Here is a 17,651-nt window from a genome sequence, read left to right as displayed (position 1 = left end):
TCAGCGGAGGATTTGTCATGCGCATCCATCATCTCAACACGGGCACGATGTGCCCGATCGGAAAACGGCTCGTCAACGGCAGCGGCAGCATCTTCCAGCGGGCGCGGATGGTCTGTCATTGCCTGCTCGTCGAGAGCAATGACGGCCTCGTGCTGGTCGACACCGGTATCGGGCTCGACGACATCGGCGACCCGCCGCGGCTCGGGCGCAAATGGGTGCGGCAGACCACGCCGCGACTCGATCCGGCCGAGACCGCCGTCCGTCAGGTGAAGGCGCTGGGCTTCTCGCCCGATGATGTGCGCCATCTGTTGCTCACGCATCTCGATCGCGATCACGCTGGCGGCGTGCCGGACTTTCCGAAAGCCAAGGTGCACGTCCATCGCAAGGAATACGATATGGCGGTGACGCATCAGGTTACACCGCCGCAAGGACGCTACATCACGGCGCAATGGAAGCATGGGCCGGACTGGACGTTCTACGGCGCTGATGGCGAGGACTGGTTCGGATTCAGGGGTGTGCGCGCGCTTGGTGACCGCGAGCCGGACATTCTGATGATCCCGCTGCCGGGCCACACGCTCGGCCATTGCGGCATCGCGGTGCGCGACAAGGGGAGATGGCTGCTGCACGCCGGTGATGCCTATTTCCATCACGCGCAGCTCGATGCCAGGCCGCGGATCCCGCTGGTACTCGGCCTGTTCCAGCGCCGAGCGGATATGGATCGCGCGACGCGGATCCAGAACCAGGAGCGTTTGCGCCAGCTGAAGTCGGCGCATGGCTCCGATGTCACGATCGTCAACAGCCACGATCCCGTCGACTACGAGACCTGCCGTTGCGGCCGACACGCGCTCGCTGTTTGATTTGACCGCGCGGCCCGTACTTGACCTGCGTCGCAGAACTTGCCAGCGATGCTGGTGCGATCGTTGCATCCACCTTGCTGATTGAAATTCGGGCAATGGAGATGCCAGTATTTGGGCGGAGTTGCGCCGGCTGTTTGTTTGACGTCGATTGTCTTGGGGCGGATGGGGGTGGCAATGACGGACATTGACTTCGAGCGCATCGTGGATCGGATCCATGAGGCTGCTGTCGTTCCAGACCTGTGGCCGGACGTTCTGGAAGACATTGCGCATGCCGGCGGCGCCCACGGCATGGTGATGATCAGCTCGGGCAGCGATCGGTGGAGCGGTGTCTGGAATGGCGTGGTGATGTCACCATCGATCGAAGAGGCATTCTCGGCCTTCATCAGCGAGGGGCTGTCCAGTCGTACCGAGACGACCCCGAGGCTGCTGGCACGGGATCACCCTGGTTTCGTCAGCGAACAAGACGTCTTCACGCTAGAGGAATGGGAACGCGATCCGTATCGGACGGAGTGGAACAAGAAGTGGGGTTTCGAGCACGCCTGCGCGACCGCCGTCCATAGTCCCTCCGGCGAGCTCGTCGTGTTTCATATGGAAAGACTCGCAGGCCAGCCGGCCTTTTCGCGGCAGGATCTCGATTTTCTTGACCGGTTTCGTCCCCATCTCGCGCGGGCTAGCCTGCTGGCGACGCGCTGGCGTCTGGCGCGGATGCAGGCGGCGACCGAGGCTCTGGCGCTCGTCGATCTGCCGGCGTTGGCGATTGAACGATCCGGACGTGTTCTGGTGGCGAACGCCTTGATCGAAGGGATGACGGACGTCTTGCGCTGGCTCCCCGGGGACCGTATCGCGATGAGAGACGCCGCGGCTGACGCCCTCCTGCGTGCCGGTTTGTCCCAGCTGGGGTCGCCGCTTGACAAGGGCGTGCGTTCCTTTGCGGCGTGCCGCGCAGACAATCAGGACCGCGTGGTTGTTCATCTGGTGTCGATGCCCGGCGAAGCCCGCGATCTTTTCGATGGGGCGGTGGGCATCCTGATCGTGACGCCGGTTACGGCACCCCAGGCGCCGAGCCTTGCGCTCATTCGCGGACTCTTCGATCTCTCTCCCAGCGAAGCGCGTGTTGCCCGCGGCATCGTGCAGGGACAGACGATCGGTGATATCGCGGCGCTTCACGGGCTAAGCCGCGCAACGATCCGCAACCAGGTCAAAGCGGTGTTTGCCAAGACGGGAACGCACAGCCAACGGGATGTCGTCGCGCTGCTCGGCGCCATCCCGAAACTGACGGTCGCCGGCTAGCGTTTGCGTGCCGCCGGCGGCGGGGCCGGAGCTGGCAGCGGCGCTTCCTGCTTGGCCGCAACCGGCTCGGTCTGCACCTTGCAGGATGAGGCCGCGAGCGAGGCCTGCGCCTGCGGCATCAGGCCGGGCTCAGGCGCCAGCGCCTTCAGGAGGATCAGGCCGGTCGAGGTCGGCGAGTCGATGATCAGCCGGTCGGCGGCGGTGACTTCCTCGTCCTCCGGCAGCTCGTTGTGCTGCGCTTCCGTCATCAGGTCGAGCTCGATCACCTTCTTGCCGGCGGAGCGATCGTTGATCGCGTAATAGGCGACCTCGTTGCGGGTGTAGAACGACACCGAAGTGTAGGCCTGGCTGACCGGCACGGTGAGCTTGAGCGGCCCGGTCGAGAGATCGTAGCGGCAGATCGCGACCGCGAAGGCCGGATCCATCAGCGGCATCGGCGAGTGGCTCGGGTCGGCCAGCGGCAGCTGCGTCACCTCGTTGAGCTTGGTCATCGGCGTGAGCCGCGAATAGGCGTCCTGCGAGGCGATGCGCGGCAGCGCCAGCACGCTGACGAGATGCACCACGCCGCCGAGCAGCACGCCTGCGAGGATCGTGAACAGCACCCGGATCATGGGCAGCCCGTCGTTGCGATCGAGGGCATCGGCGCGTCGCGCTGGGTGCGGGTCGCAACCCCGACCGGCGTGTCGTAGAGCCGCAGCATCAGCGCGTAGCGCTCGATGCCGCCGGTCGGCAACCAGTTGCCGGCGCGCGAGCGCGAGGCGATGTGGATCTCGAACGTGCCGTCGGAGGCGCGCATGATCTCCTGGCTGGTGAAGCCGTAGCGCTGCAGCGAGTTCGCGACGAGGTGGCCCTTGCGGTCGAACAGCGTCAGCGTCCAGAACCGCGCCGCCGGCGTCACGCCGCTGACGACGATGTCGCAGCGGCCGTCGAGCGGCTTGTTCTTGTCGTCAGTGGTTGCCGAGAACGCGATGCCGTCGCCGGTGCCGATCGGCAGCTCGCCGCTGCGCGCGATGGTGGCGCGCGAATAGGGGTCGACGTCGGAGGTGCCGTTCTTCGGCCGCGCGGTCCAGGCGCCGATCTTCAGCGTGCCGAGATCGGTGCCGCGCGTTGCCGTCGCGTAGGTCAGGCCGAGGCCGACGGCGGTGGCGATGACGAGTGCCAACAGGGTGGTGAGGAGCAGCCGCACGTCAGTTCTTGCGTGGCGCAGGTGCCGTCGCGCCATCCGGCCCGGCCGCGGCAACGTAGTTTTCGGGGAACGCCAGCGCGCTCGAGGATTCCGCCTTGCCGGTCTTCGCAGGCTCGTTCAGCGTGGTCTTGCCGGTGGTCTTCTCAGCCGTTCTGGCAGCGTCGTCGAGCAGCTTCTCGACCCGTACCAGGATATCCGCGCCGCGCTTGGTCAGCACCGGCGGCGGGCCCGGCTTGGTTTCCAGCACGCGCGGCGCGGCGTTGGCCTGGGCATTGGCCTGCGCCGGCTGCGGCGGCAGTTTCTGGCCCATGCCGACGCCGTTGAGCTCGCGCACTTCCACGCCCTGATGCGCGGCGACCATGATGTCGTGCCAGGTCTGCGCCGGCAGCGAGCCGCCGGTCATGCGGTTGGTCGGCGAATAGTCGTCATTGCCGTACCACACCGCGCAGGTGAAGTTGCCGGTGTAGCCGACGAACCAGGCGTCGCGATAGGCATTGGTGGTGCCGGTCTTGCCCGCGGTCGGAATGCCGTCGAGCGCGGCGCGGCGCGCGGTGCCTTCGCTGACCACGTGGCTCATCATGCCGGCCATGTCGGCGGCGATGTTCGGCGGAATGGCCTGCCGCGGCTTCGGCCCGTCGCGGTCCCAGCGCCACACCAGATCGCCGGCGCCGGTGCGTACCTCGAGCACCGAATGCGGCGTCACCGCCTTGCCGCGGTTCGGGAAGGTCGCATAGGCCACTGCGTGCTCCAGCACCGTGACCTCGTCGGAGCCGATCGGCAGCGACGGCGTATCCGGCAACGGCGCCTTGAGGCCGAAGCGGCGCGCCACCTCGACGATCTTTGCGCGGCCGGCCTTGGGGCCTTCCTTGCCGCCGAGCATGATCGAGAGCTTGACCGGCACCACGTTGATCGAGCGGGTGATCGCCTGGGTCAGCGTGACCTGACCCGAATAGGAATGGCCATAGTTCTGCGGGCACCAATTGCCGATGCAGACCGGGCCGTCGACAATCTTCGAGTTCGGCGTGAAGCCGTTCAGCAGCGCCGTGGTGTAGACGTAAGGCTTGAACGACGAACCCGGCTGCCGGTATGCGTCGGTGGCGCGGTTGAACTGGCTCGCACCGTAGTCGCGGCCGCCGACCATGGCGCGGATGCCGCCGTCGAGATCGGACACCACGGTCGCGGCCTGCGTCGCGTGATAGTCGCGGCCGAACTGGCGGAGCTGGTTCTCGATCGCTTCCTCGGCCGCCTTCTGGACGTTCATGTCGATCGCGGTGCGGACCACGAAGACGCGCTCGGTGTAGGATTTCGGGAAAGTGTCGACCAGCTTGCGCATCTCGTCGAAAGCGTAGTCGAGATAGTAGTTCGGGGAATTCTCGTCGCGCCGGTCGACCGCGACCGCCGGGTTGCGGCGGGCACCGAACACCTGGCCCTCGGTCATGAAGCCGGCATCCACCAGATTGTCGAGCACGACGTTGGCGCGGGCGCGCGCCGCCGGCAGGTTGATGTGCGGGGCGTATTTGGTCGGCGCCTTGAACAGGCCGGCGAGCATAGCGGCTTCCGCGAGATTCACGTCGCGCACCGACTTGTTGAAGTAGAAATGTGCGGCGCCGTCGACACCGAAGGTGCCGCCGCCCATATAGGCGCGGTCGAGATAGAGCTTCAGGATCTCGTTCTTGGTCAGCCGCGTCTCGAGCCAAATGGCGAGGAAGGCTTCCTTCACCTTACGCTCGATAGTGCGCTCGTTGTTCAGGAACAGGTTCTTGGCGAGCTGCTGGGTGATCGACGAACCGCCCTGGCGGACGCCGCCGGCCTGCGCATTGGTGACGAGCGCGCGGGCGAGGCCCGGTACGTCGATGCCGAAATGGTCGTAGAAGCGGCGGTCTTCGGTCGCGAGCGTCGCCTTGATCAGATTGTCCGGAAAGTCTTCCAGCGGGATCGAGTCGTTATGCTTGATGCCGCGGCTGCCGATCGGGTTGCCGTAGCGGTCGAGGAAGGTCACCGCGAGGTCGGACTTCTTCAGCCAGTCCTCGTCGGCGGTCTCGCGGAACGCCGGGATCGCCAGCGTCAGCATCAGGATCATGCCGCCGAGCCCGATGGTCGCGGCCTCCGACAGCGGCTCGATGAACACCCAGCGCTTCCAATGGCCGACATAGAAGCGGTCCATGAAGGTGGAATAGCGCTCGTAGAGCTCGCGCAGGCCCTTGCCCGACGAGAACAGCGTCGAGTCGATACGCGCATCGAGGTCCAGGAAGAAGTTCCGGACCTTCTGTTTCCAATGCGACGGCATGATCTGAAAGGACCGGACCCTTGATCAGTTTCGACAGCGCTGCGGGCGCCCGAAACGGGCACAGGCCAGCGTCTTGCTTCGATGTTGCGGCAATCCCAAGGCGCTTTTGCGTCGTTGGGGACTCGTTCCACGTTCTATCCGAGCGGCTGCCATAAACCAATGGCGCGGCTTGCGAATTTAATGAAAGCCCTAACGCTGCCCACCGGCTTTTTCGACCCCGCAATACCACCCCCTTGCGGAGGGGCCGCTGGCGTCCCAAGAAGAGCTTTATTGCCATTTCAGGGACAGCATGACCGCACCGCCCAAGCGCCCGTCGGGCCAGGAAGGATTCTTCTGGAAAACCAAGACGTTGGAGGAGATGTCCAACGCCGAATGGGAAAGCCTGTGTGACGGCTGCGCACGCTGCTGCCTGGAGAAGCTCGAGGACGAGGACACCGGGAAGATCTACTTCACCCATATCTCCTGCAAGCTGCTCGATGCCGGCCTGTGCGCCTGCAAGGACTATGCGAACCGCTCCGAGCAGGTTCCGGATTGCGTCCGCCTCACGCCCGAAAACGTCCGCACCCTGAACTGGCTGCCGCCGAGCTGCGGCTACCGCCTCGTGGCCGAGGGGCGCGACCTCTATTGGTGGCATCCCCTGATCTCCGGCGATCCCAACACCGTTCATGAGGCCGGGGTCTCGGTGCGCGGGCGGGTCGAGGGCACCGAGATCGATGTCAACGACGCCGATCTCGAGGATCACATCGTGCGCTGGCCGGCCTTGCTGCCGAAACGGGCACAATTGAAGAAGCGGCCGAAGCCCTCCAAGTAGATTTTCAGAACGTCATGATGACGTCGCCGGAGCTTCCGCGATCACGACGTCGCGAGAACATCGCTGCGGGATGCACCCATGCGCTGAGGTGCCTGCCTCAGCAGGCAATTGCTGCATAAGTTGCGGACCAGAGAATGATTCCATCGCGGGACGCGCCCGCGCAGCAGCATTACGCCCCAAATGAACAAGTATGAACGGCAGAGCCGTTTTCCTGCCGACCAATCCACATTGCCTGACGACATTGCCGAAGAGCTGTCCCATCTCCCGAGCGAGGTGATCGAACTCAGCGATGCGCCGCCACTGGCGCCGCCGGCACCGCTCAATCCGGATGAAGTCCGCACCATCGTGATCAGCCTGATGCTGACGATGTTCCTGGCCGCGCTCGACCAGACCATCGTCGCGACCGCGCTGCCGACGATCGGGCGCCAGTTTCACGACGTCACCAATCTGTCCTGGGTGATCACGGCCTATCTTCTCGCCTCCACCGCGGTGGCGCCTGTGTTCGGCACACTGAGCGACATCTACGGCCGCCGCGTCATGATCATCACCTCGCTCAGCCTGTTCGTGGTCGGCTCGGTGCTATGCGCGATCGCGCCCAGCATGACCATGCTGATCATTGCCCGCGGCCTGCAAGGGCTCGGTGGCGGCGGCATCATGCCGGTGGTCCAGACCGTCATCTCCGACGTCGTCACGCCGCGCGAACGTGGACGCTATCAGGCCTATTTCTCCAGCGTCTGGATGGCCGGCGGCATTCTCGGCCCGGTGGTCGGCGGTGTGTTCGCCGAGCATCTGCACTGGTCGATGATCTTCTGGATCAACTTGCCGCTCGCAGCCGCCGCGCTGGCGCTGCTGCTGCCGAAGATGAGCAAGATTCCGGTGTTCCACCGCAAGCGTAAGGTCGACTGGCTCGGCGGCGTGCTGCTGATGGCCTCGGCCGTGGTGCTGATGCTGGTGCTGACCTGGGGCGGCACCCGGCTGTCCTGGCTGTCGCCGACCATCACCGCGATGATCGGCGCCTCGATCGCGCTCGCCGGCGCCTTCGTCTGGCATGCGCGCCGTGCCGACGAGCCGTTCCTGCCGCTGTCGCTGCTCGGCGGCTCGGTGGTGCCGTTCGCGATGGGCGCGGGCGGCTGCGCGCTCGGCGCCATGGTTGGGCTCACGGTGCATCTGCCGCTCTATTACGAGGTGGTCTACCACCTCACCGCCAGCGAGGCCGGCCTTGCGCTGATCCCGCTCGCGGCGATCTCGACCTTTGGTGCGGCGATCGCCGGCCGCACCATGGCGAAGGCCAAGCACTACAAGCGTGTCGCTATCGTCGGCACCTCGGTGGCCGCGATCTGTGCCATCGGCATGGCGGTGACGACGCTGCCGCTGTGGGGCTTGCTGACGCTGATGAGCGTGTTCGCGCTCGGGCTCGGCACCACATTCCCGATCAGCGTGGTGTCGCTGCAGAACGCCGTGGCACGGCCGCAGGTCGGCACCGTGACCGGCGCGATGAACTTCTTCCGCGCCATGATGGCGTCCTTCACGGTCGCCGCCTTCACCACGATCCTGCTGATGACGCTCGGCACCGACATCTCGCTCGCCGGCGAGCATCACGCCGCGGCGGCTAGCACCGTGAGCGCGATCCCGATGGCCGACATGATCCATGCGTTCCGCTACGTGTTCGGCGCCGCAGCCGTGCTGCTGACCACCGCCTCGATCTGCATGATCACGATGGAAGAGCGCCCGCTCGCCGGTCCTGCCGCGCGCCCGCCGGCTGAGATGGCGGAGTAGGGGCGCCAGCAGCCGTTGTCCCGCGCGGTCGCTGGACGTTTCCGTGACGTCGCCAGCCTCACCTCTGTCGTCCCTGCCTAGTGCGCAATTGCGCACGGGAGCAGGGACCCATACGCCGCGGCCGGTGTTATGAACGGGACTCGTCGTTCCATCATCGCGCAACAAAAGCGATCTGTGGTTATGGGTCCCTGCTTTCGCAGGGACGACAACGAGTGGCAGGGGGCTGCCGCTATCTCCTCGTCATTCCGGGCTCTCGCTTTGCGCGCCCCGCAATGACGAGCGCCCCACGATTTTATTCCCCGCGCTGCCTCAAATTTATTCAGCCTGCCGGCGCCGACCCACTACTTTAGTTGCCGTCCGCGCATGGCGATCTGCGCGCAGTTTCACTTGCTGCGCATTTTGTCGCGGCTATAGTCCGCCCCCAAGAGCTCGAAGCAGCCGAAAAACAACAAGAGGAGAGAAACAGAGTGACAAGAACATCGCGACTGCCATTTCATGCGATGCAGCAATTCGCCGGAGCAGCCGCTTTGGGCCTTGTCGCGCTCGCGCCCGTCGGGGCGCAGGCCGCCGACACCCTCAAGATCGGCGTGATTGCCGAAGCGCAGGCGATTGCCGGTGCCTCGATCCCGCAGGCGGCGCAACTGGCCGCCGACGAGATCAACGCCAAGGGCGGCATCGACGGCCGCAAGATCGAAATCGTCTCCTACGACAATCACTCATCCTCGGCGGATTCGGTGCGCGCGTTCCAGCGCGCGGTCAACGAGGACAAGGTCAACGTCGTCATCTCGAGCTACATCAGCGAGGTGGTGCTGGCGCTCGAGCCCTGGGCTTCGCGTCTGAAGACGCCGTTCGTCACGCCCGGTGCCGCCTCCAACGAGATCAGCAAGAGCGTCCACGCCGATTACGAGAAGAACAAGTACACCTTCCACGGCTATCTGACCTCGGCGGCGCTGGCGCTGTCGGTCTGCGACGCCGCCAAGGAGCTCCTGGTCGATCAGAAGCACATGAAGACCGCGGTCATCATGAGCGAGGACGCGGCCTGGACCAAGCCGCTCGATGTCGGCTACGAGGAATGCCTGCCGAAGATCGGGCTCAAGGTCGTCGACCATATCCGCTTCTCGCCCGACACCACCGACTTCACGCCGATCTTCAACAAGGTCGAAGCCGCCAAGCCCGACGTGATCATCACCGGCATCTCGCATGTCGGCGTGCAGCCGACGGTGCAGTGGAAGAACCAGCAGGTGCCGATCCCGATGTTCGGCATTTCCTCGCAGGCGACCAACGAGACTTTCGGCAAGGACACCAACGATGCGGCGGAAGGCGTGCTGTATCAGGGCGTGTCGGGCCCGAACGTCGCGGTGACGCCGAAGTCGGTGCCGTTCGCAGAAGGCTTCAAGAAGCGCTACGGCAACTATCCGTCCTATGCGGGCTACACCGCCTACGACGAGGTCTACTACATCGCGGATGCGGTGAAGCGCGCCGGCTCGGTCGAGGCCGACAAGATGGTCGACGCGCTGGAGAAGACCGATTGGGAAGGCACCATCGGGCGCGTCCAGTTCTACGGCAAGGACGATCCGTTCACCCATTCGATCAAGTACGGCAAGGGCCTGATCACCGGACTGATGCTGCAGTGGCAGGGCGGCAAGCAGGTCGCGGTCTGGCCGAAGGAGGTCGCCAAGAGCGACCTCAAGTTCCCGAGCTTCATCAAGCTCACCACGAACTGACTGACGACAATGCTCCCGGGCCGTTCCCGGGAGCATCCCTATTCAGTTCCGCGTCCTCCACAACAGGCAGCCCTGCTGCCGCGGCCGATATGAGATGCTTGCCTTACAAATCCTGATCGATGGCTTTGCCATCAGCGCGCTCTATGCGCTCGGCGCTACCGGCTTCACCCTGATCTTCGGTGTCTCCGGCGTTCTCAACCTCTCCCACGGTGCCATCATGGTGGCCGCAGCGGTCGCGGCCTGGGCCGCGGCCAGCGTGCTGCATCTCGACATCTACACCGGTGCGCTGTTCGGTGTCGGCGTGGCGCTGATCGTGTCGTTCGCAACCTATTTCGCGGTCGTGAAGCCGATCCAGAATTCGACGCGGATCCCCAACGAGGAGAAGGAAATCTTCGTCCTCACCGGCACCTTGCTGTGGGGCATCATGATCCAGGAGCTGATCGCCTATTTCTTCACCAACAACGCCAAGACGGTGCTGCCGATCGTCGAGGGCGTCGTCGATATCTTCGGCAACCGCACCCCGCGCAACAACATCTTCACCGCGCTGGTGTGCTGCCTCGTGATCGGCCTGCTGTGGCTCTTGGTGAACCGCACCCGGACCGGCAAGGCGGTGCTGGCCGCCTCGATGAACCCGCGCGGCGTCACGCTGCTCGGGCTCGAGCTCACCCAGATCTACATCGTGGTGTGGGGCATCTACGGCATCCTGGCCGGCATCGCCGGCGTGCTGCTCGGCATGTTCCTCGGTGTCAGCTCCTACAGCGTCGGGCCGCTGACGGCGAGCGCGTTCTCGATCGTGGTGCTCGGCGGCCTCGGCAGCGTCTCGGGCTCGCTGATCGCGGCCTTCGTCGTCGGCTATCTCGAGACCATCACCGCCTACATGATTTCGCCGGCCTACCGCACCATTCCGGCGCTGCTGCTGCTTGTCTTCGTGATGTATATCCGGCCTCAAGGCCTGCTCGGGAGGCGCTGAGATGGCCAACTTCTTCTCCTCGCGCCTGTTCTTCATTTCGCTGGTTTGCGTGGTGGTTGCCGCGACGCTGCCGCTCTACGTCTCGGGCTACATCCTCGGGCTGCTCACGGTCGCGTTCTATTTCGGCGTGTTCGCGATGGCCTGGGACCTGCTGTTCGGTTTCGCCGGCGAGGTCAATTTCGGGCCGACCTTCCTGATCGGTACCGGCGCCTACACGGCCGGCATCCTCAACAACCAGTTCGGCTGGTCGGTCTATGTCTGCATCCTGCTCGGCGCGCTGGCGTCTGTCGTCGCGGGCTTCGTGCTGGCGCTGCCGGCGCTGCGGGTGAGGGGACCGTATTTCGGCCTGACCACGCTGGTCGCGGTCTTGATGTTGCAGAACTTCGTCGTCGTGTTCGCTGACCTCACCGGCGGCGAGATCGGGCTGACGATCCCCGACGTCATCACCATCAATGCCGGCGCCAATTACTGGATCGCGCTCGGCTTCATGACGATCAGCGCGGCCATCCTGTATGGCCTGTCGCAATCGCCGGTCGGCCTCGTGCTGCAGGCGAGCGGTCAGGACCCGGTGCAAGCCGGCGCGCTCGGCTTCAACATCGTCAAGCACAAGCTCGCGGCCTTCATCGTCAGCGCGTTCTTCTCCGGCCTGTCGGGGGCACTCTTGGTGTTCTACTTCGGCACCGCCTCGGTCGGTACCGTGGTCGACGTCGCGGTCGGCGTGAACGTGATCGTGTCAGCCGTGCTCGGGGGTCGGCGCACGGTGCTGGGTGCCGCGCTCGGCGCGATATTCCTGATCGTGGCCGGCGAGTTCCTGCGTCCGACCGGCGAGCTTGCGACCTTCATCGTCTCGGCGGTGGCGCTGCTCGTCGTCCTGTTCTTCCCCGGCGGTTTCCTCGGAGCGGCCCTGTCACGCGAGGCGCGCTCCTGATGGACCAGACTGTGACAAAAACTCCGACGCTCGCGGTTCGCGGCCTGACCAAGCGGTTCGGCGGCCTGACCGCGGTGAAGAATCTGAGCTTCGAGCTGCGACCCGGCGAGATCCTTGGCCTGATCGGGCCGAACGGCTCCGGCAAGTCGACCGCGATGAAGAGCGTCATGGGCATCGAGCGCCCGAGTGCGGGCGAGGTGCTGTTCGAGGGCGAGAATGTTGCGGGCCTGCCGGCGCACAAGATCGCGCGCAAGGGTTTCGGCATGGTGTTCCAGCACTCGCGGCCGCTGAACCGGCAGACGGTGCTCGAGAACATCATGGTCGCGCTGCTGCCCGACAGCCTGTTCATGCTGTTTCCCGACAAGGCGCTGACCGAGCGCGCCAAATGGATCGCCGAGCGCGTCGGCCTGGGGGCGGTGATGGACCGCCGCCCGCCGACCCTGCCATTCGCCGATCTGCGCCGGCTGGAGCTGGCGAAGGCGATCGCGCGCGATCCGAAAGTCGTGCTGGTCGACGAGCCCTTCGCCGGCCTGACCAGCGCCGAGGTCGGCGTGTTCTCGCAGCTGATCCGCAGCTTCCGCGACGAGGGACGCGCGGTGATGCTGGTCGACCACAACGTCAAGAGCGTCGCGGCGCTGGTCGACCGCGTGCTTGCGATGTATCTCGGCGAGGAGATCACGACCGGCCGCGCCGAGGACGTGATGAAGAACGAAACCGTTCGGCGGGTCTATCTCGGCGGCGCGATCGAGACCCATGCGCGGCCCGAGACCTCGTTCAAGGACAAGGTGCCGCTGCTCCAGGTCGAGAATGTCAGCGTGCATTACGGCAAGGCGCAGGCGCTGGAGAACGTCTCGATCCACGTCCATGAGGGCGAGTTCGTCTCCGTCGTCGGGCTGAACGGCGCCGGCAAGACCACGCTGTTCAACACCATCTCGGGCTTCCTGCCTTATAGCGGCGAGATCCTGCGCGGCGGGCAGCCACTGCGCGGCACCGGACCTGCGAAGATCGCCCGCTCGGGCCTCGTGCAGTGCCCGGAATCGCGCGAACTGTTCGGCGAGATGACGGTGCGGGAGAATCTCGATCTCGGCGGCCAGCATCTCGACGATGCGGCGCGAGCCAAGCAGCTCGCCTGGCTGTTCGAGCTGTTCCCGATCCTGAAGGAGCGGCAAGGCCAGATGGCGCAGACGCTGTCCGGCGGTGAGCAGCAGATGCTGGCGATCGGCCGCGCGCTGATGATGCAGCCGCAGATCCTGATCCTGGACGAGCCGACGCTTGGCCTTGCGCCAGTGATCCTCGAACTGCTGTCGAAGGCGTTGGAGAGACTGCGCCAGACCACCAAGATCACGGTGTTGCTCGGCGAGCAGAACGTGACCTTCGCGCTTCCGCATGCCGACCGCGTCTATGTGCTGGAGCACGCGCGGATCGTCTGGGAGGGCGATCCGGGCCGGTTCGCCACGGAGGCCGGCAAAGACTTCCTCTGACGTTCGACGATTGAAAAATAACAAAGCAAAGGGAGATGATCATGTCAGGATATTCAACCGCCATCCGCGGGAGCCTGCTGGCGACTGCGCTCGCGCTCTGCCTCGCGGCACCGGCCTATGCGCAGTCCAAGGATCCGATCAAGATCGGCGTCATCGCCGAGGTGCAGTCGATCGCCGGTGCGGCAACGCCGGGCGGCGCGCAGATCGCGGCCGACGAGATCAACGCCAAGGGCGGCGTGATGGGCCGCAAGATCGAGATCGTCACCTACGACAACAAGAGCTCGTCGGCCGATTCGGTGCGCGCCTTCCAGCGCGCGGTGAGCGAGGACAAGGTTTCGGCCGTGATCGCGAGCTACATCAGCGAGGTCGTGCTGGCGCTCGAGCCGTGGGCCGCGCGACTGAAGATGCCGCTGATCACGCCCGGCGCCGCCTCGAACGAGATCACCAAGGCGATCCACAACGACTATGAGAAGAACAAGTACACCTTCCACGGCTACCTGACCTCGGCCGCGCAGGCGCAGCTCGTCTGCGACGCGGCCAAGGAGCTCTTGGTCGACCAGCTCAAGTTCAAGTCGGTGGCGATCATGAGCGAGGACGCGGCCTGGACCAAGCCGCTCGACGTCGGCTACGAGGCCTGCCTGCCGAAGGCCGGCCTGAAGGTGGTCGAGCACATCCGCTTCTCGCCCGACACCACCGACTTCACGCCGATCTTCAACAAGATGGAAGCCGCCAAGCCCGACGTGATCGTCACCGGCATCTCCCATGTCGGCGTGCAGCCGACCGTGCAGTGGAAGAACCAGCAGGTGCCGATCCCGATGTTCGGCATCAGCGCGCAGGCGCTGAGCCCGACGTTCTGGGGCGACACCAACGGCGCTGCTGAAGGCGTGCCTTCGCTCGCGGTGGCGACGCCCGATGTTGCGGTGACGCCAAAGACAAAACCGTTCGCGGCCGCTTTCAAGGCCAAGTTCGGCACCCCGCCGGCCTATACCGGCTACACCGCCTATGACGAGGTCTACATCATCGCGGAAGCGATCCAGCGCGCCGGCTCGACCGATCCGGACAAAATGGTCGCCGAGCTCGAGAAGACCGACTTCGAGGGCACGATCGGCAAGATCCAGTTCTACGGCAAGAACGACGAGTTCACCCACGGCATCAAGTCCGGCCCGGGCGCCGTCACCGGCCTCGTGTTCCAGTGGCAGAACGGCAAGCAGATCACGGTCTGGCCGAAGGCGATCGCGGAAGGGAAGCTGAAGTTTCCGGACTTCGTGAAGCTGTCGCAGTAAGGCAGAATCGGAACAGCATCGTCATTGCGAGGAGCAAAGCGACGAAGCAATCCATCTATCCGCGTGGGCGGAGGGATGGATTGCTTCGCTTCGCTCGCAATGACGGTGGTGAGGAGAAGCTACTTCCGCGTCGGCGGCGCCGCCTGGATCGTCGGCGCGGCGGCCGCGAGCAGCGCGGTGCGATCGTCGTTGCGCGGCGGATAGATACGCTGCCGGTTGATGGTCTGCTTGGTGAGTTTTGCGGCGGCGCCTGTGGTGTGTACCTCGCGGTCCCAGCCGGTTGTGTAGAGCGCGCCCCAGGCGCCGAGATCGAGCACGGTCACGTACCAGTCGATATTGAGCGGCAGCAGCTTTTCGCCGAACAGGTCCGCCACCACGTTGTGCCCGGCAAAGCGGCCCATCGGCCGCGCGAACTGGCACGACATCACGGTCGGATGCTCGCCGTCGATCAGGCAGGCGGCGACATCGCCGGCGGCGAACACGCCGGGAAGACCTTCAACGCGCATGAAGTGATCCACCGCGAGGCGGCCGAGCTTGTCGCGCTCGGCCGGCAGCATCGCGGCGAGGGGGCTCGCATGCATGCCGGCGCACCACACCGCGGTCGCGGCCGGAATGATTTCGCCCGAGCTTAACGTGATGCTGTCGGCGCTGACCGCGTTGACCCTGACATTCAGCCGTGTCTCGACGCCGAGCGCGGCCAGCGCCTCGTTGATGACCGGGCGGCCATGCGCGCCAAACGTCGCGCCGACCACCGGATTTGGATCGATCAGGATGACGCGATGATCGCCGTTGATGCCGGCACCTGCGAGCTTGGCCGGCATCTCGGCCGCGACCTCGATCCCGGTGAAGCCGGCGCCGACGACCGCAACCGTCGAACGTGCCGGCGACGGCGGCTGCTTGCCGAGCGCCGCCAGATGCGCGTCGAGCCGCATCGCCGCTTGATAGGTGTCGACATCGAAGCCATGCGCGGCAAGGCCTGATATGGCGGGGCGCACCAGCTCGCTGCCGGTCGTCAGCACCAGCCGGTCATAAGTCAACGTCTCCGCGCCGGAGCCCGTCTTGACCACGACCTCGCGCTTTGCCGGATCGATCGCCACGACTTCAGCCACCCTATGCCTGACGTCGACCGGATCGAGCAGCTCGTCGAGCGGCAGAGCGACGTCGGCGAGATCGACCTCGTAATTGCGCACCCGGATGTTGTGATAGGCGTTGCGATCGACGACGAGAATCTCGGTATCTGCCGCCCGCGCGCCGATCTCGTCGCGCTTGCGGGCGGCGCCGAGCGCGGCCCACAGCCCGGCAAAGCCGGCTCCCAGCACCAGGATGCGCGCCATCTCTCCCTCCGATCGTTGCCCGGAGGGAGCTTGCCTGTGCCGGCGCGGTCAAATCAAGTGGGTGAGGGCGTGTGAGGTGCCGTCACGTCCCCGGCCGCGACACCTCGGTCTCCTTGCTGGTGATGAATTCCAGCAGCACCGGCACGCCTTCCTTGGTCTTCTGAATGCCGCGCTTGATCGCGGGGATGATGTCTTCGGGCTTGGTCACCCGCTCGCCATAGCCGCCGAAGGCGCGGGCCATCGCGGCGTAATCGCCGGAGATGTCGGTCGAGCGATACTTCTCGGTCGAGATCGGCATCACCTTCAATTCGATCGCCATCGAGAAATTGTTCAAGAGGATCGACATGATCGGAATCCGCTCGCGCACCGCGGTCTCGAAATCCATGCCCGTGAAGCCGATCGCGGCGTCACCCCAGACGTTGATGCAGAGCTTGTCCGGCTTTGCCAGTTTGGCGCCCATCGCAAGGCCGAGACCATAGCCGAGCTGCGTGGTCTTGCCCCAGCCGATATAGGACAGCGGCTCGACCGACTTCCAGAACGGCGACAGCTGGTCGCGCGGGCTGCCGGCGTCGTGGGTGATGATGGTGTTGTGGATGTCGACGGTGTGCTGCAGGTCCCACAGCACGCGGTAGGGATTGAGCGGCGCGTCGTTGTGCGTCAGCTTCGGCATCCATTTGGCGAGCCATTCCTTGTGGGAGGCCGCGATCTCCTCCGCGACCGCGCTGGCGTTGCGGTCGGACGTGACGGTCTTGCCGATTTCCTCCAGCAGCGCGTCGAGCACGAGGCCGGCGTCGCCGACCAGCCCGACCTTGGCCTCGACATCCTTGTTGATGTGGTTCGGATCGAGCGTCGAGTGGATGATGGTCTTGCCCTTCGGCATCGCGATGCCGAACGACGTTTCGGTGAATGAGCAGCCGATGCCGAAGATCACGTCGGCCTCAGTGAGGAATTTCGGCACCGCGCGCGGCACCGCAAGGCCGCCGGAGCCGAGCGACAGCGGATGCGTCTCGGGGAATGACGACTTGCCGCCGAGGCTCGTGGTGACCGGGATCGCGAGCCGCTCGGCAAGGCGCTTCAGCTGCGGCCAGGCTTTTGCGTAATGCACGCCCTGGCCGGCATAGATCACCGGACGCTTGGCGTTGACGAGCAAGGCGGCTGCTTCCTTGATGTGAACGGGATCGGCGCCGGAGCGGGTGCGCAGCACCGGCGTGTAGTTCAAAGGCTCCGGCACCTCCTCGTTCCACATGTCGGCGGGGATCTCGACGATCACGGGCCCGCCGCGTCCGTTCTTCAGTTTGGTAAACGCGCGGCGGAAAATGTTACAAACCTCCGGGGCGAGATTGATCGGCTCCGAGGATTTGGAAAACGCCTTCATCGCCTGGCTGGAATTGAAGTTCGGATCGATGTTGGCGAGACGGCGCGCATAGCCCATCGGCAGCACCAGCACGGGCACGGATTCGCCATAGCATTGCGCGACGCCGCCCATCGCGTTCTCGGCGCCGGGGCCGTGCTGCATGCAGAACGCGCCGATCTTCTCGCCCGAGGTGACGCGGGAGATAGCATCCGCCATGTGCACTCCGATGCGCTCCTGGCGCACCATCACGGGGCGGATATCGGCGGCGGCGGCGTATTCGATCAAATGGTTGACCGGGTAGCCCGTGAGGATCTCGATCCCCTCGCGCTTCATGATTTCCGCGATCGCGGTGCCGAGCTTCATGACGGTC

14 protein-coding genes are annotated in these 17,651 nt (G+C 65.2%); 9 read left to right on the top strand and 5 right to left on the bottom strand.

Features of this window, described 5'->3' with window-relative positions:
• Positions 1–17: 17 nt before the first annotated feature.
• Both FBZ93_RS05210 and FBZ93_RS05205 read left to right on the top strand, forming a co-directional pair.
• Positions 18–857 (top strand): MBL fold metallo-hydrolase, encoded by an 840-nt coding sequence (locus FBZ93_RS05210; protein ID WP_146984894.1) that lies wholly within the window; start codon positions 18–20, stop codon positions 855–857.
• Between the two features lie 174 nt (positions 858–1,031).
• Positions 1,032–2,147 carry a helix-turn-helix transcriptional regulator gene (locus tag FBZ93_RS05205; RefSeq protein ID WP_167528932.1) on the top strand — a complete coding sequence of 372 codons (1,116 nt, stop codon included), beginning with the start codon at positions 1,032–1,034 and terminating at the stop codon, positions 2,145–2,147.
• On the opposite strand, the gene FBZ93_RS05200 is transcribed toward FBZ93_RS05205, so the two are convergent.
• From FBZ93_RS05200 to FBZ93_RS05190, 3 genes are read right to left on the bottom strand one after another with little or no spacing between them, the layout of a single operon-like run.
• A complete protein-coding gene (locus tag FBZ93_RS05200) occupies positions 2,144–2,758 on the bottom strand; it encodes a DUF1254 domain-containing protein (protein WP_146984892.1) in 615 nt (204 codons plus the stop codon). The genes FBZ93_RS05205 and FBZ93_RS05200 overlap by 4 nt on opposite strands.
• Positions 2,755–3,333 (bottom strand): DUF1214 domain-containing protein, encoded by a 579-nt coding sequence (locus FBZ93_RS05195; protein WP_050424324.1) that lies wholly within the window; start codon positions 3,331–3,333, stop codon positions 2,755–2,757. The genes FBZ93_RS05200 and FBZ93_RS05195 overlap by 4 nt, the downstream gene beginning before the upstream one ends.
• Position 3,334: 1 nt before the next feature.
• The gene (locus FBZ93_RS05190) at positions 3,335–5,620 is read right to left on the bottom strand and encodes a transglycosylase domain-containing protein (RefSeq protein WP_146984891.1); all 2,286 of its coding nucleotides are present in this window, start codon (positions 5,618–5,620) and stop codon (positions 3,335–3,337) included.
• Positions 5,621–5,909: 289 nt separating this feature from the next.
• Between FBZ93_RS05190 and FBZ93_RS05185 the strand changes: the two genes are divergently transcribed.
• From FBZ93_RS05185 to FBZ93_RS05155, 7 genes are all read left to right on the top strand, one after another.
• The gene (locus FBZ93_RS05185; RefSeq protein WP_146984890.1) at positions 5,910–6,431 is read left to right on the top strand and encodes a YcgN family cysteine cluster protein; all 522 of its coding nucleotides are present in this window, start codon (positions 5,910–5,912) and stop codon (positions 6,429–6,431) included.
• A 180-nt stretch (positions 6,432–6,611) separates the two neighbouring features.
• Complete coding sequence (locus tag FBZ93_RS05180) at positions 6,612–8,207, top strand: MDR family MFS transporter (protein ID WP_146984889.1); 1,596 nt, start codon at positions 6,612–6,614, stop codon at positions 8,205–8,207.
• A 500-nt stretch (positions 8,208–8,707) separates the two neighbouring features.
• On the top strand, positions 8,708–9,931 hold the full coding sequence (locus tag FBZ93_RS05175) for an ABC transporter substrate-binding protein (protein ID WP_146985360.1): 1,224 nt from the start codon (positions 8,708–8,710) through the stop codon (positions 9,929–9,931).
• Between the two features lie 94 nt (positions 9,932–10,025).
• Positions 10,026–10,901, top strand: a complete 876-nt coding sequence (locus FBZ93_RS05170) for a branched-chain amino acid ABC transporter permease (RefSeq protein WP_050424320.1) — start codon at positions 10,026–10,028, stop codon at positions 10,899–10,901.
• A 1-nt stretch (position 10,902) separates the two neighbouring features.
• The gene (locus FBZ93_RS05165; protein ID WP_146984888.1) at positions 10,903–11,829 is read left to right on the top strand and encodes a branched-chain amino acid ABC transporter permease; all 927 of its coding nucleotides are present in this window, start codon (positions 10,903–10,905) and stop codon (positions 11,827–11,829) included.
• Positions 11,829–13,310 carry an ATP-binding cassette domain-containing protein gene (locus tag FBZ93_RS05160; protein ID WP_146984887.1) on the top strand — a complete coding sequence of 494 codons (1,482 nt, stop codon included), beginning with the start codon at positions 11,829–11,831 and terminating at the stop codon, positions 13,308–13,310. Before FBZ93_RS05165 ends, FBZ93_RS05160 begins: the two co-directional genes overlap by 1 nt.
• Before the next feature lie 41 nt (positions 13,311–13,351).
• Positions 13,352–14,593, top strand: coding sequence for an ABC transporter substrate-binding protein (locus FBZ93_RS05155; RefSeq protein WP_146984886.1), 1,242 nt, complete (start codon positions 13,352–13,354; stop codon positions 14,591–14,593).
• Positions 14,594–14,712: 119 nt separating this feature from the next.
• Here the strand turns inward: FBZ93_RS05155 and FBZ93_RS05150 are convergent, their stop codons facing one another.
• Positions 14,713–15,927 (bottom strand): NAD(P)/FAD-dependent oxidoreductase, encoded by a 1,215-nt coding sequence (locus FBZ93_RS05150; protein ID WP_146984885.1) that lies wholly within the window; start codon positions 15,925–15,927, stop codon positions 14,713–14,715.
• An 82-nt stretch (positions 15,928–16,009) separates the two neighbouring features.
• Positions 16,010–17,644, bottom strand: a complete 1,635-nt coding sequence (locus tag FBZ93_RS05145) for a thiamine pyrophosphate-requiring protein (RefSeq protein ID WP_146984884.1) — start codon at positions 17,642–17,644, stop codon at positions 16,010–16,012.
• Positions 17,645–17,651: the final 7 nt, after the last annotated feature.

The sequence above is a fragment of the Bradyrhizobium macuxiense genome (genome assembly GCF_007993935.1).
In the GTDB taxonomy this organism is placed as follows: domain Bacteria; phylum Pseudomonadota; class Alphaproteobacteria; order Rhizobiales; family Xanthobacteraceae; genus Bradyrhizobium; species Bradyrhizobium macuxiense_A.
Note: the sequence above shows the minus strand (reverse complement) of the source record. Positions and strands in the feature narration are given on the sequence as shown.

Excerpts from the sequence above, each read along its gene's own strand:
- FBZ93_RS05210 (WP_146984894.1), top strand. The coding sequence starts at position 18 with ATGCGCATCCATCATCTCAACACGGGCACGATGTGCCCGATCGGAAAA.
- FBZ93_RS05205 (WP_167528932.1), top strand. The coding sequence starts at position 1,032 with ATGACGGACATTGACTTCGAGCGCATCGTGGATCGGATCCATGAGGCT.
- FBZ93_RS05200 (WP_146984892.1), bottom strand. The coding sequence starts at position 2,758 with ATGATCCGGGTGCTGTTCACGATCCTCGCAGGCGTGCTGCTCGGCGGC.
- FBZ93_RS05190 (WP_146984891.1), bottom strand. The coding sequence starts at position 5,620 with ATGCCGTCGCATTGGAAACAGAAGGTCCGGAACTTCTTCCTGGACCTC.
- FBZ93_RS05185 (WP_146984890.1), top strand. The coding sequence starts at position 5,910 with ATGACCGCACCGCCCAAGCGCCCGTCGGGCCAGGAAGGATTCTTCTGG.
- FBZ93_RS05180 (WP_146984889.1), top strand. The coding sequence starts at position 6,612 with ATGAACAAGTATGAACGGCAGAGCCGTTTTCCTGCCGACCAATCCACA.
- FBZ93_RS05175 (WP_146985360.1), top strand. The coding sequence starts at position 8,708 with ATGCAGCAATTCGCCGGAGCAGCCGCTTTGGGCCTTGTCGCGCTCGCG.
- FBZ93_RS05170 (WP_050424320.1), top strand. The coding sequence starts at position 10,026 with ATGCTTGCCTTACAAATCCTGATCGATGGCTTTGCCATCAGCGCGCTC.
- FBZ93_RS05165 (WP_146984888.1), top strand. The coding sequence starts at position 10,903 with ATGGCCAACTTCTTCTCCTCGCGCCTGTTCTTCATTTCGCTGGTTTGC.
- FBZ93_RS05160 (WP_146984887.1), top strand. The coding sequence starts at position 11,829 with ATGGACCAGACTGTGACAAAAACTCCGACGCTCGCGGTTCGCGGCCTG.
- FBZ93_RS05155 (WP_146984886.1), top strand. The coding sequence starts at position 13,352 with ATGTCAGGATATTCAACCGCCATCCGCGGGAGCCTGCTGGCGACTGCG.
- FBZ93_RS05150 (WP_146984885.1), bottom strand. The coding sequence starts at position 15,927 with ATGGCGCGCATCCTGGTGCTGGGAGCCGGCTTTGCCGGGCTGTGGGCC.
- FBZ93_RS05145 (WP_146984884.1), bottom strand. The coding sequence starts at position 17,644 with ATGAAGCTCGGCACCGCGATCGCGGAAATCATGAAGCGCGAGGGGATC.